We start from the raw sequence: 13,480 nt of genomic DNA on the forward strand, positions 1-13,480 counted from the left end.
GTTTAACGTTAATATTTCAGGCGCCTTTACGCCATTGGAGCAATAAAATGAAGGTAAACTTTTTTGTCACTTGTCTTGGCGATACCGTAAAAGCAGAGGTTGCTAAAAAAACGGTACAACTGCTAGAGCAATTAAAGTGTGAGGTGATTTTTCCTGAACGCCAAGGGTGCTGTGGTCAACCCGCATTAAACAGTGGTTATATCGAAAAAAGCAAACCCGCAATGAAAAGCATGATCGAAGCGTTTGAAATTAATGATTACCCTATTGTGACGCCAGCGGGTTCATGTGCTGCTTCTGTGAAGAAATACCCACATTATTTAGAAGATGAACCTGAATGGGCAGCCCGTGCACAAAAAGTGGCTGATCGCTTATTTGAGCTAACCCAATTTGTGGTTGGTCAATTAGGTGTAACAAACGTAGGCGCACGTCTTAAAGGTAAAGGGGTTTACCATCCGTCTTGTAGTCTTATTCGTAAATTAGGCGTGCGTGAAGAGCCTCTTATTTTACTTAATAATGTTGAAGGCCTTGAACTATTACCTATTGATAACCAAGAAACATGTTGCGGTTTCGGTGGTACTTTCTCTGTTAAAATGTCTGAAATTTCAGGTGAAATGGTAACTGAAAAAGTCCAGCACATTAGCGCAGTAAAACCTGACTTCTTAATTGGTGCCGATATTAGCTGTTTATTAAATATTGGTGGTCGTATTAGCCGTGAAGGTCAACCTATTAAAGTAATGCACATTGTTGATGTGCTGATGAGTCGTTAAGAGGTCATTATTATGTCAATGAAAACTAGCAACGTTAAATTTAAAGATCGTATTCATCTAAAAATGAAAGACGAATCTATGCGTGCCGCCGTTGCCAACGCACAAGAACGTATGTTTAAAAGCCGCGCTGTTGCTGCTGAAAAACTCGGTAACTGGGAAGAATGGCGTGAAATGGGCATGGATATTCGTAACCATGTACTTGAAAACCTTGATTACTACTTACAACAGCTTAGTGAAAATGTAGAAAAAAATGGTGGTCATGTTTTCTTTGCATCAACCGCAGAAGATGCCACTAACTACATCGAAACGATTGTAAAGAAAAAGAACGCTAAAAAAATCGTAAAATCCAAATCAATGGTGACTGAAGAAATTGGTATGAACCAAATGATTCAGCGTAATAATTGCGAAATTATTGAAACCGATTTAGGCGAATATATTTTACAAGTCGATGATTGTGATGCGCCATCGCACATCGTTGTGCCTGCATTACACAAAAATCGCACCCAAATCCGCGAAGTGTTCAAAGAAAAGCTCGGTTATGATGGATCCTCTGATCCTGAAGCCATGACTCGCTTTGTCCGTGAGCATATTCGCCATGATTTCCTTGAAGCCGAAATCGGTATTACAGGATGTAACTTTGCGATTGCAGAATCAGGTACTGTTACTTTAGTAACAAACGAAGGTAACGCTCGTCTAGCCACCAGCTTGCCAAAAACACATATCGCTGTCATGGGTATGGAGCGTATTGTTCCAACTTTTGAAGAGTTTGATATTGTTGCTAGCCTATTATGCCGCAGTGCTGTTGGTCTTCCACTAACCGGTTATGTCACCGCGTTAACGGGTCCACGTGAAGGTGATAATTGCGATGGTCCTGAAGAATTCCACCTTGTTATTGTCGATAATGGTCGTTCAAAAATTCTAGGCTCAGAATTCCGTCCAATTCTACGCTGTATCCGTTGTGCGGCTTGTGTTAACACTTGCCCAGCTTACCGTCATATTGGTGGTCAATCTTACGGTTCAATCTACTCAGGTCCAATTGGTGCGGTATTATCACCATTACTGGGTGGCTATGAAGATTTTAAAGACCTACCTAATGCCTGTAGTTTATGTCGCGCTTGTCATGATGTGTGCCCAGTAAAAATCCCATTGTCTGATTTATTACTAAAACACCGCCAAATTATGGGTGAAGAAAAAATCACCGCATCATCAGAACGAGCAGCTATCACTGGCTTTAACTTTGTTAACTCACATCCTTTCATCTGGGATAAAACAGTTAAAATCGGCGCAATTATGGCTGGCAAACTGATTAAAGATGGCAAGCTACCCTTTAAAGTGGGTTTGCTTAACGCATGGACACAAACTCGTGATTTACCTGCACCAACAGGTCAATCATTCCGTAGCTGGTTCAAAAACAGAGATGACAAATAAGGGGCTTCCGCATGTCAGAGCAACGCATTTTTAACCGCGATAGTTTCCTTGATAATATCGCAAAACAACTTGGCCGTGAGCGTATTACAGCACCCGTAGTACGCCCAAATTTCAAATATAACTGCCACAAAGACGTCTTTGCGGGCAAAAGCCAAGATGAATTGAAAGCTATTTTAGTTGACTACACAGAAACGACATTAGCCTCTCAGGCGGTCGTTACAACGAAAGATAAGCTAACAGAAACGCTACGTAATGTATGTTTTCACTATTGTACTGATGATGGTGAAGGCCTAAATCCTATCGGTGAAACCATCTTTACAGCAGATAATCGTCTGTTAGACATAGTAAATCCGAAAGATTTAGCAGAAAAGCAGCATGGTGTTTACATTTGGGATCATAGTGCTGGCTATGAAGCAAATATTGCAGTTGCAGAGCGTGCTAAAGTCGGCGTAGTATTTGCAGAACAGGCGTTAGCTGAATCAGGCACTATGGTACTTTATAGCCAAGCAGCGCAAGGTCGAGCAGTGAGCTTGCTCCCTGAAGCCTCTATTTTTATTGTACCTAAAAGTAATATCGTTCCTCGCTTAACCCAAGCGACAGAACTATTACATCAAAAAGCACAGAATGGTGAACGTATTCCATCATGTGTGAATTTTATTTCAGGTCCTAGTTCGACAGCAGATATCGAGCTGATCAAGGTTGTTGGTGTGCATGGGCCCGTCTTTGCCACCTACATCATTATTGATGATATGTAATTCTACCTATCACCAATAGTGATAAACAAACTAGCAGGATGCTAGTGGTTAAGCACTTAAACGGGAATATGAAAAAACGCAGTTATCGGACTGCGTTTTTTTTCGCGTATAATTTGGCGACAAATAAACTATTGGAATATTGCTATGCCAGCTATTGATGATCTCGTTCTTTTTACTCAAGTTATTGAATATGGTTCATTCAGTAAAGTTGCTGACCTCAATAACATCACCAAATCGGTCGTCAGCAAACGTATTAGTAAACTTGAAACCAGTTTAGGGTTACAACTTATTTATCGTACTACCCGTAAGCTAACACTGACCGAACCCGGTGAAGTGCTTTATCATCGAGCAAAGAGCATTAGCAGCATTGCACAAACCGCGTTTGACTCAGTAACAGGGTATAGTGAAGCACTCTCTGGCAAAATTCGCATGTCGGTACCCACTATTTCAGGTGAACTGTTATTGGCCAACGCAGTTTCAACATTTTGTCAAAAACACCCAGGTTTAACGGTTGATATGTCACTTAACAATCATTTTGTTGATCTGGTTGCTGATAATTATGATCTAGTGATCCGTACCGGTTATCTAGAAGATTCAAGCCTTATTGCTCGTCATATTTTTAATTCACGCTGGGTTATCTGTGCTTCCCCTGCTTACTTTGAGCAACACGGTATACCTGAAACGCCTAAAGCGCTGAACAGCCATAATTGTCTAGGCTATAACCCTCAAAGCTCAGGCCCTTTTGACTGGCAATTTATTCGTCAAAATAAAATCTATACCCATAAAGTGAGTGGTAATTTTTCATCAGATAACGCCGCATCATTGAAAAAAGTCGCACTCGCCGGTAACGGAATTGCTTACTTACCTACTTGTTTAGTTTATAACGAATTACAACAAGGCCAATTAGTTGAAGTATTAGCCTCACATGCAGGAAAAGTCGTCGGTATTTATGCCGTCTATCCCTACACTCGAAAGCCTGCAAAACGTATTCAGGCACTAATTGAACATATTCGCGAAAGCTACATGGAAATTAAAGAACAATTTTAACCGTCGATTAATTTCATCAATAAATGGCCATCATAAAGGGATTGTTTAACTAATGCAGCCCCTGGCATCGTGGCTTGGGTATAGAAACGGCTTTCTTGAAGTTCAAGATCGCGATTATAAATAGGCAGAGTTTGGGAAATAACACACTCCATAATTGCGGGGTATAACACGGCCTTAGCCCGATTTAACTCACCACCAATTAAAATACGTTGTGGATTAAATAAATTCACCATAATTGCTATCGCTTGGCCGAGGTGATGCCCAAGATCAATGATAATTTGACGAGCAAGAGCATCACCCGCGACCGCTGCATCACAAAGCGCCTCAATCGTCAGGGTCGACGCAGTTAATACCGATGGATGCCCTTCTTGTAAACAGGTTAAGGTTTGATTTAAAACAGCCGTTAAGCTTGCTACCGTTTCTAAACACCCATGATTACCGCAAAAACAACGCTTACCATAAGGTTTAACCTGAATATGGCCTAACTCACCAATATTACCAGTACGACCTTGAAGCACGGTATCATCTAAAATAATCCCCGCCCCAACACCATTGTGTACCGAGACTAAAATAGAATTTGATATGCCTTGTGAATTACCAAACAATTTTTCAGCTAACGCCCATGAACGGGTATCATTACCGACAAATACAGGTAACCCAGTAGCTTGATGAATAATATCGCTTAACGGTAAGTTCTTGATGGTGTAATGAGGCATTTGTAAAACAACACCTTCAACCGCATTTACCAATCCAGGTAATGACACTGCAATCGCTGAAATACGATCAATAGTACTGACATGATTAGCAAAAAATAGATTAATTTCAGCCAATAATTTAATCACAACATCATCTTGTTGGACTTGATTAATATTTTGCCGTTCTTCAACTAAAATATCACCACTTAAAGAGTGTAAAGCTAACGTCAAATAACCACGACCTAATCGAATCGACAAAAATTGCCAACCTTCATTGGCAGGAACAAGCCCTATTGCTGGTCGTCCACGACTAGTAGATTCTTGATATTGGGTTTCTTTTATTAAATGTGCTTCAATCAATTCTCGAGTGATTTTAGTAATACTTGCAGGGGCTAATTGACTACGTTTAGATAATTCAATCCGCGAAATAGGTCCGTAAAGATCAATAAGTTTATATACGCTCCCGGCATTATTTCTTTTTATATGATCAATATGACCTGGCTGAGCGACATACATGTTGGTACTCCTAGAAGAAAAACAGCGATAAATACCATTTGGGTTTCAATTTTTTTACTTTGCGAACTAATTGTGAAGTCTCTTGTACTCAGGACGTGACCGCCGTCACGAGGAATCCCTAAAGACTTCCGCTTTCGCTTCTGACATAATAATAAATCGGCATTTCGCCGAGTATAAATTCAATTAGTAAATTTAATCTGCTCCGTGCTTTTGCTAAACGTCATTCACTGATGGCGACTAAATAACAAAATCCAAAAGTAACGATAAGAGATGTATGAGGTTCTGCGTGTACAAAATTAATGAAGTCTTCGAAACGATTCAAGGTGAAGGTGTATTCACTGGTGTTCCTGCTATTTTTGTTCGTTTACAAATTTGTCCTGTAGGGTGTTCATGGTGTGATACCAAACAAACATGGACAGCTGAACCGAATGATTTAGTCGATGTTGAACGTATTATAATAAAAACAGAAGACTCTCCACTTTGGACACAACTAGACGCTAATGGCATCGTAGATCTATTAATCAAACAAGGCTACACAGCTAAACATGTCGTTATCACCGGCGGTGAACCTTGCATCTATGATTTACACCCTCTTACTACTGCATTAGAAACCGCAGGCTTTAATTGCCAAATTGAAACCAGTGGTACTTCAGAGATTTTAACCAGTGACCAAACTTGGGTTACGGTATCACCTAAAATCAATATGAAAGCAAAGCTGCCAGTATTACCTTCGGCGTTAGCACGTGCTAATGAAATAAAACATCCCGTTGGTACTCATAAAGATATTGAACAATTAGAAGCATTATTAACAACAGCAACATTACGTAATGATGTCACAATAGCACTACAACCTATCAGTCAAAAACCACGGGCAACAGAGTTATGTATTGAGACATGCATTGCTCGTAATTGGCGTTTATCGATCCAAACTCATAAATATTTGGCCATTGCTTAATATTCACCACGTTCATATCACGTAATAACCTCAATAAATAACAATGCAATGATAAGGCTAGATTTACTTATCATTGCAAAAACGATCGTTTATTAACCAACCATCTGTATAAATTCCCACTTTCCCACATCAATTTATCAATCTAATGAGATCAATGCTTGATGCTTGACGTAAGAAAGGTAATATTACTTATACAACGATATCTTTAAGCACGTAATACTTTAATTCCAAAGTGAAGTGCCTAAACGGAGAATGACTTAAACATGACTTACGCGCCTGTAACAGACGTATTAAGCGGTAAGCTAGCAATTGACAGTGAAATTACTGTTCGAGGCTGGATCCGTTCACGTCGTGATTCCAAAGCTGGAATTTCTTTCCTTGCCATTTATGACGGCTCTTGTTTCGACCCGATTCAGGCCGTGGTCTCTAATGAGTTAAATAATTACCAGGAAGATGTACTTAAATTAACAACAGGTTGCTCTGTTGAAGTCACTGGTACTATTGTAGCCTCTCCAGCTAAAGGTCAAGATTTTGAGATCGCAGCAACAGCCGTTAAAGTTGTTGGTTGGGTAGAAGATGCTGAAACATACCCAATGGCAAAAACACGTCACTCTATTGAGTATTTACGTGAAGTTGCACACCTACGCCCACGTACTAACGTAATTGGTGCTGTTGCTCGTGTTCGTAACTGCCTATCTCAAGCTATTCACCGCTTCTATCACGAACAAGGCTTCATTTGGATGTCTGCACCACTTATCACAGCATCTGACTGTGAAGGTGCTGGTGAAATGTTCCGTGTGTCTACGCTAGATATGGCAAACTTGCCAATGACAGACAAAGGCGAAGTGGATTTTGACAAAGACTTCTTTGGCAAAGAAACATTCCTAACAGTATCTGGTCAATTAAATGCTGAAACTTATGCTTGTGCTTTAAGTAAAGTATACACATTTGGTCCAACATTCCGTGCTGAAAACTCAAACACCAGTCGTCACCTAGCAGAGTTCTGGATGGTTGAGCCTGAAGTTGCTTTTGCTGATCTTGATGACGTAGCAAAACTAGCTGAAAATATGTTGAAATATGTATTTAAAGCAGCTCTTGAAGAGCGTCGTGACGATCTTGAATTCTTTGCTTCTCGCATTGATAAAGACGTTATCACTCGTCTAGAGCAATTTGTAACGTCTGATTTTGCACAAGTCGACTACACTGATGCAATTAAGATTCTTCAAGATTCTGGTCGTCAGTTTGAGAACGATGTTGAGTGGGGCATTGATATGTCTTCTGAGCACGAGCGTTTCCTTGCTGAGCAACACTTCAAAGCACCAGTAATTGTGAAGAACTATCCAAAAGACATCAAAGCGTTCTACATGCGTATGAACGAAGATGGTAAGACTGTTGCAGCAATGGATGTACTTGCACCGGGTATCGGTGAAATCATCGGTGGTTCACAGCGTGAAGAGCGTCTAGAACAACTTGATGCTCGTATGATTGAGATGGGTTTAAACCCTGAGAGTATGGGTTGGTACCGCGATTTACGTCGTTACGGTTCAGTACCACACTCAGGTTTTGGTCTAGGCTTTGAACGTCTAGTCTCTTACGTAACGGGCATGAGCAACATCCGTGACGTAATTCCATTCCCACGTACACCACGTTCTGCAAACTTCTAAATACTCAGTGTAATTAGTCGAAATAAAAACCATCTTCGGATGGTTTTTTTTTGTCTAAAATTAAATATGGCTTAAAGAAACAATACCAGCTTTTAATACTATAATATTTTTATAATGATTGTATTAATTCAAGAAATGAATTAAATTCATAAAAATCATTCGCAAGCAGAATACATAATAAAATACGCCCATGAAAATAACCCATAAGGATACTAATAAGCATTTTTTTATTGTATTGAAAACGTTTACCTTACTTTTTTTCGTTTTATCTAGTTTCTATTTAATTTATAACATTTATCATCTTGAAAAATTCAATCATGGTTATATGGCTAGAATTCAAGCAATCTATTCCTACACCCGTCGTTTTGGATCGTATTACAACAATACTCAAGAAATATATACAAAAGAAAATCACTACAAAACTGACAACGTTTCATTAATTGTAAACAAATCAGGTAACGTAAAAACCCTCTCAGAAGGAATAAAAAAATTACGTTTACAATTAAATCAACTTACCCGCAACAATGTATGGACAATTGCTGTTTTTGAAAATCCGGCTAATTACGCACATTTTGATCCGATTAGACCCGAATACTTACATGAATTTGATAAATATGGTGAAAACTCTGTAATGCATCGTATTGTTAAACGCGAGGATTTAATTGATACTTACCAATCTTTTTATGGATGTAATATCAAATTAACAGAAAGTTATATCGAAGTTGGCTCAAAAATTAAAATTAGAACCCTTTACTACCCTATTTATAACAAGAAACATCTTGATGCATTATTAGCTATTGATATAAAAAATGATTTTATTGTTGAATCTTTGAATAAATATAACAAAAATCATTTTAGTATTATCAATATGAATAAAAAAAATAATATTTATACACTTAAAGAGTTACTTCCCTGTTCACAATTAAGTCCGATCAATCTTGGTATTAATTTATTTTCCGTTTTTAAAATGATGTTATTTCCTGCTTTTTTATTAAGTCTTATCTCTACTTATTTAAAACACTATCTAATTAAAAAAAGATATGCGATGCAGCGTGATCAGATGACTAATTTCTACCGTCGAGACTACTATGAAAAAAAATTGTTAAAACAACGGAATTTTAATTTATTAATCATCGACATTGACCATTTTAAAAAAATAAATGATAACTATGGACATGAAACGGGTGATGATGTTATTCGTCATGTGGCAAAACGTATTAATAATTGTATTCGAAGTAAAGATGTTCCAGTGCGTTGGGGTGGTGAAGAATTTATTCTTTCATTTGATGATATGAATCATCAACAATTACAAATTAAAGCAAAAAAAATATGCCAGTCAATTGCATCATTCCCAATATTAAATCTTACTATTACGGTTTCAATTGGTGGTATATCAACTAAAAATAGACACTTTAATGCTGTTTATAAAGCCGCAGATAAAGCACTATATTATTCAAAAAATAATGGTCGTAATCAATACACGATTATTTAAGTGAAAATACATGAAAAATGTGTCAACACAAAAGACGGAAAATACCTAAAAGGAATTCAAATACTATCGATAAATATTATTTATTAATACGATATGTATTTTTCACTTTAACATGTGAGGTGATTATATAAAAATGCAACCTAATATTATAATATCGCCGAATAATAATGATTACAATCGTAACTAGCTTTTTGAAAAAAATACCTCCCAGCTTAAAGCTTTTTACTTTCTTTTTTATGATTCTATCTAGTATCTATTTCATTTATAATATTTATAACATTGATAAAATACACTCCAAATATGATACAATATTAAATGAAACATACTCTGTCGCCCGTCGCTTTAGTTCTTTTTATAATAACACCAATACTATTACATTAAATAAGGGGCAATATCTTTTTAATGGTGTGTCGGTCGTTGTAAACACACATACAAATGCTAAGATATTATCTACAGGCATGAATGAATTAGGGAAAAAAATCAATCAACTGACAGATAATAATATATGGACAATTGCGATTTTTGAAACAGCATCAGATTATTCACACTTTAATCCTCTTAGACCTGCTTATTTAAAAGGTTATGATAAAGTAATCATTAATACTATCGTTAAAAATGAAGGTTTAATGGACACTTATCAATCATTTTATGGATGTAATATAAAACTAACTGACAAATATAAAGAACCAGGAACAAATGAATTAATCCGTACTATTTATTATCCTATTTATAATAATAAAAAATTAGATTCTTTATTAGCGATAGATATTAATAATTCAATGTTTAATGAAATATTAACTAAATTTAATAAAAAAGAAATGACAATTATTAGCATGGGAAATAATAATATTTACAACACCAGCGAATTATTACCCTGCTCAACAGTTGATCCGATTAGTTTAGGAATTAATTTTTATACTCTTTTAAAAACAACCTTTTTACCCTCTCTATTATTACTATTTTTATATCATTCATTAACTAAAATCATTGCTAATAAAAACTTTATTTTACGTTATGATCAAATGACACATTTTTACCGTCGTGATTACTATGAAAATAAACTACTTAAACAAAAAGATTTTGATTTATTAATTATAGATATTGACCATTTTAAAAAAGTTAATGATATCTATGGTCATAAAGTGGGTGATGAAGTTATTCGTACCGTAGCAAAACGTGTTAATAATTGCATACGTAAAGAAGATATCGCTATTCGTTGGGGCGGCGAAGAATTTATAATTTTATTTTCTGACATGAATAAAGAACAATTAATAATAAAAGCACAAAAAATATGTGATGCAATTTCTCTATGCCCAGTAATAGATATCAATATTACTATCTCTATTGGAGGAATTAGTGCAACTAATATCGATTTTAATGACGCCTATAAAGCAGCAGATCAAGCACTTTACCATTCAAAGAATAATGGCCGTAACCAAATAAAAATTGTTTAGTAATAAACACACTCAGATAAGCATAAACAACTAGGTATCATTAGACTGAAGTTCATGGATGTTCATAAAAGTGCTATAACAAAATATAATTATAATTCCATAAATTTGTTGCAGCCTCTTGTCAAACTTCTATCACTAAGGGTATAAATAGACATATAACTCTTTAACTACCCATGGATGATCGATATGTTTGAAAAGATTATAGCAGCACCCGCAGACCCTATTCTCGGTTTAACAGATGAATTTAAAGCAGATCCTAGAACACATAAAATTAATCTCGGCGTGGGTATTTATAAAAATGAAGCAGGTAATACGCCTGTTTTAGCCACCGTAAAAAAAGCAGAAGCCATTCTATTAGCACAAGAAACAACAAAATCTTACCTTAGTATTCAAGGAACGCCTGAATACGGCTTAGCCGTACAACAACTACTTTTTGGCGCTGACGCTACACTTATTGCAGAAAAACGAATCCAAACAGCACAAGCTCCTGGAGGCACTGGTGCATTACGCGTTGCGGCTGAATTTATTAAACGTCAGTTGGGCGATGTTACTGTTTGGATCAGTAATCCTACATGGGCAAACCATCATGGTGTCTTTGGTGCGGCCGGTTTAGAAACGAAAACTTATGGCTACTACAATGCTCAAGTTAAAGATATTGATTTTGATACCACTATCGCTGATTTAAGCCAAGCAAATGCCGGCGATGTCGTCTTATTCCATGGCTGTTGTCATAACCCAACAGGTATTGATCCAACTAATCAGCAATGGCAAACACTCGCAAAACTCTGCCTTGAAAAAAACTTACTGCCGATGTTTGATTTTGCTTACCAAGGTTTTGCTCAGGGTGTAGAGGAAGATGCTCAAGGGCTACGTATTTTTGCCGATCAAATGCCTGAACTTCTTGTTGCCAGCTCATTCTCTAAAAACTTTGGACTTTACAATGAACGTGTAGGTGCATTTACTTTAGTTGCAAACAATGCTGAACAAGCGATTATTTCATTCAGCCAAGTAAAATCCATTGCTCGTGTTATTTATTCAAATCCCCCCGCTCACGGTGCAGCCGTTGTAACACAGATTCTAAACGATACTGTATTACGTGCCGAGTGGGAGCTCGAAGTTGCAGAAATGCGCGATCGTATTCAAGAAATGCGCGTATTATTTGTAGCAACACTCAAACAATGCGGTGTAAATACCGACTTTAGCTTCATTGAGCGTCAAAATGGTATGTTTTCATTTTCTGGCTTAAATAAAGATCAAGTGAACCGCTTAAAAGATGAGTTTGCTATCTATATAGTCGGCTCTGGCCGTATCAGTGTTGCAGGTATGACAAAATCAAATATGCTGCCGCTTTGTAAAGGTATTGCTGCTGTTTTATAATCTTATAAAATAAAACAGACAACCATAAAAAAGAGGATATCTATCCTCTTTTTTTACTATTATGACACTAATAATATTAGCCTGATTTATTCAATGGCAATACATTACAATAAAGATCATGTTCATAATTCTTTTCTAATTGCTTACGCCAAGGCCGTTCAGATATTGGCACAAGATAAAACATTTCTCTTGTGGTATCGGTTACAAATGCCATTCCATGCCGCATCACTTCATAATGTATATCATGAATATAACCGAGAGAAAAACATTGTCTTCCTGTTAGCATATTAATATCGTCACGACTAAGGGACACTCCCTGTTTTTCATCCGCAAATCTTTCAAGTAGCCAACCAGAAAATTCCTTTGCACTTATCATCGTCATAAGATCAGTTTCTCCTAATTCCGCGTACTCCTTGAGAATTAATCTCCATATTAATAGTTATAGCAGAATAAAAAAAAATCGTCGGTTTTATGTCTTAAAGATAATAATAGTATAAATAACAATTGTAGTATGGGGAGGGGAAATCATAATCATACAAATAAATACCCGCTTCTAAATAGAGAAGCGGGATTAGCATATCTTAAAGGGCTTTATATAACACTTTATTCCCTGCCAATTGGATGCGCTCAACTCGCCCTTGTTCTGTAAGTTTTTTTAACGCACCAGTAGCCCAAGAAGCCGCTTTGACCTCGTCTTGACCCGCTTGTAAACCAATACCCTTAGGATTTAAACCATCAGCATGGCTTACAACAATATCAAATACTTGTTGTTGCTTTGCTGTTAACCTTACTGCTGATTTCGAAGCGGTAACAGGCTTAGAAATGGCCGTATCAGCAATCACTGGTGTATCAATAACTAATTCAACTTCTGGCATCTTTTTAACTGCAAATACTGGATGACTGAAAAGAGGTTTTTGTTTATGCAGTTTACGTTGAATATTACGTTTGTGAGAAATTCTCATTACTTTATTTACTCCGTTACGCGATGTTTAGTCTCCACTATTTTCATCAAGAAAAAGTGAGCGCGTTTTATAACAAGGTTATTTAGCAATTACCAGTAAACGGTTATTTATTCATCAATAAATATAATTACTCATGAGAAACATCAACTTTTAATATGTTTTTACCTGTTATTAATAATAATAACAGGTAAAGTTCATCATTATTATCACCGTTATTTTTTAATATATACGTCTATAATATATATAAATAATTACGTCATTATAATAATGATTAAGGTGCAGTAATGGGGACTCTCCATATTCATACGGAAAAATTAACGACAATACATTATGTTTGGCTAGCTTTAATATTCATCACTCTTTGTTTC

The 13,480-nt window shown here is 36.6% G+C and carries 12 protein-coding genes; 9 read left to right on the forward strand and 3 right to left on the reverse strand.

Annotation, left to right across the window (positions count from 1 at the left end; genetic code table 11):
• Nucleotides 1-47: 47 nt before the first annotated feature.
• From C9J51_RS03515 to C9J51_RS03530, 4 genes are all read left to right on the forward strand, one after another.
• A complete protein-coding gene (locus C9J51_RS03515; RefSeq protein ID WP_045035534.1) occupies nucleotides 48-767 on the forward strand; it encodes a (Fe-S)-binding protein in 720 nt (239 codons plus the stop codon).
• Nucleotides 768-779: 12 nt separating this feature from the next.
• Nucleotides 780-2,195, forward strand: coding sequence for a LutB/LldF family L-lactate oxidation iron-sulfur protein (locus tag C9J51_RS03520; RefSeq protein ID WP_045035535.1), 1,416 nt, complete (start codon nucleotides 780-782; stop codon nucleotides 2,193-2,195).
• A gap of 11 nt (nucleotides 2,196-2,206) precedes the next feature.
• Entirely contained in the window at nucleotides 2,207-2,950 is a 744-nt protein-coding gene (locus C9J51_RS03525) for a LutC/YkgG family protein (protein ID WP_045035536.1), read from the forward strand.
• Nucleotides 2,951-3,094: 144 nt separating this feature from the next.
• Nucleotides 3,095-3,997, forward strand: a complete 903-nt coding sequence (locus tag C9J51_RS03530) for a LysR family transcriptional regulator (RefSeq protein ID WP_045035537.1) — start codon at nucleotides 3,095-3,097, stop codon at nucleotides 3,995-3,997.
• Here C9J51_RS03530 and mlc read toward each other — a convergent pair.
• Nucleotides 3,994-5,208, reverse strand: coding sequence for a sugar metabolism global transcriptional regulator Mlc (gene mlc / locus C9J51_RS03535; protein WP_045039388.1), 1,215 nt, complete (start codon nucleotides 5,206-5,208; stop codon nucleotides 3,994-3,996). The genes C9J51_RS03530 and mlc overlap by 4 nt on opposite strands.
• Nucleotides 5,209-5,482: 274 nt before the next feature.
• On the opposite strand from mlc, the gene queE reads away from it, so the two are divergent.
• The 5 genes from queE (at nucleotide 5,483) to C9J51_RS03560 (ending at nucleotide 12,150) form a co-directional block, all read left to right on the forward strand.
• Nucleotides 5,483-6,163, forward strand: coding sequence for a 7-carboxy-7-deazaguanine synthase QueE (queE, locus tag C9J51_RS03540; protein WP_045039387.1), 681 nt, complete (start codon nucleotides 5,483-5,485; stop codon nucleotides 6,161-6,163).
• 263 nt (nucleotides 6,164-6,426) lie between these two features.
• Nucleotides 6,427-7,827, forward strand: coding sequence for an asparagine--tRNA ligase (asnS, locus tag C9J51_RS03545; RefSeq protein WP_045035540.1), 1,401 nt, complete (start codon nucleotides 6,427-6,429; stop codon nucleotides 7,825-7,827).
• A 325-nt stretch (nucleotides 7,828-8,152) separates the two neighbouring features.
• Complete coding sequence (locus C9J51_RS03550; RefSeq protein ID WP_244907427.1) at nucleotides 8,153-9,319, forward strand: GGDEF domain-containing protein; 1,167 nt, start codon at nucleotides 8,153-8,155, stop codon at nucleotides 9,317-9,319.
• A 167-nt stretch (nucleotides 9,320-9,486) separates the two neighbouring features.
• Nucleotides 9,487-10,773 carry a GGDEF domain-containing protein gene (locus C9J51_RS03555; protein WP_107274872.1) on the forward strand — a complete coding sequence of 429 codons (1,287 nt, stop codon included), beginning with the start codon at nucleotides 9,487-9,489 and terminating at the stop codon, nucleotides 10,771-10,773.
• Nucleotides 10,774-10,959: 186 nt separating this feature from the next.
• Complete coding sequence (locus tag C9J51_RS03560) at nucleotides 10,960-12,150, forward strand: amino acid aminotransferase (RefSeq protein ID WP_045035541.1); 1,191 nt, start codon at nucleotides 10,960-10,962, stop codon at nucleotides 12,148-12,150.
• A gap of 76 nt (nucleotides 12,151-12,226) precedes the next feature.
• Here the strand turns inward: C9J51_RS03560 and C9J51_RS03565 are convergent, their stop codons facing one another.
• Entirely contained in the window at nucleotides 12,227-12,532 is a 306-nt protein-coding gene (locus C9J51_RS03565) for a hypothetical protein (protein WP_045035542.1), read from the reverse strand.
• A gap of 199 nt (nucleotides 12,533-12,731) precedes the next feature.
• Nucleotides 12,732-13,112 (reverse strand): hypothetical protein, encoded by a 381-nt coding sequence (locus tag C9J51_RS03570; RefSeq protein WP_045035543.1) that lies wholly within the window; start codon nucleotides 13,110-13,112, stop codon nucleotides 12,732-12,734.
• Nucleotides 13,113-13,480 lie beyond the last annotated feature (368 nt).

Source organism: Photobacterium iliopiscarium (genome assembly GCF_003026395.1).
Classification (GTDB): Bacteria; Pseudomonadota; Gammaproteobacteria; order Enterobacterales; family Vibrionaceae; genus Photobacterium; species Photobacterium iliopiscarium.

Bases quoted from the DNA above. Each gene is read 5' to 3' on its own strand.
- C9J51_RS03515 (WP_045035534.1), top strand. From the start codon at position 48: ATGAAGGTAAACTTTTTTGTCACTTGTCTTGGCGATACCGTAAAAGCA.
- C9J51_RS03520 (WP_045035535.1), top strand. From the start codon at position 780: ATGTCAATGAAAACTAGCAACGTTAAATTTAAAGATCGTATTCATCTA.
- C9J51_RS03525 (WP_045035536.1), top strand. From the start codon at position 2,207: ATGTCAGAGCAACGCATTTTTAACCGCGATAGTTTCCTTGATAATATC.
- C9J51_RS03530 (WP_045035537.1), top strand. From the start codon at position 3,095: ATGCCAGCTATTGATGATCTCGTTCTTTTTACTCAAGTTATTGAATAT.
- mlc (WP_045039388.1), bottom strand. From the start codon at position 5,208: ATGTATGTCGCTCAGCCAGGTCATATTGATCATATAAAAAGAAATAAT.
- queE (WP_045039387.1), top strand. From the start codon at position 5,483: ATGAGGTTCTGCGTGTACAAAATTAATGAAGTCTTCGAAACGATTCAA.
- asnS (WP_045035540.1), top strand. From the start codon at position 6,427: ATGACTTACGCGCCTGTAACAGACGTATTAAGCGGTAAGCTAGCAATT.
- C9J51_RS03550 (WP_244907427.1), top strand. From the start codon at position 8,153: ATGGCTAGAATTCAAGCAATCTATTCCTACACCCGTCGTTTTGGATCG.
- C9J51_RS03555 (WP_107274872.1), top strand. From the start codon at position 9,487: ATGATTACAATCGTAACTAGCTTTTTGAAAAAAATACCTCCCAGCTTA.
- C9J51_RS03560 (WP_045035541.1), top strand. From the start codon at position 10,960: ATGTTTGAAAAGATTATAGCAGCACCCGCAGACCCTATTCTCGGTTTA.
- C9J51_RS03565 (WP_045035542.1), bottom strand. From the start codon at position 12,532: ATGACGATGATAAGTGCAAAGGAATTTTCTGGTTGGCTACTTGAAAGA.
- C9J51_RS03570 (WP_045035543.1), bottom strand. From the start codon at position 13,112: ATGAGAATTTCTCACAAACGTAATATTCAACGTAAACTGCATAAACAA.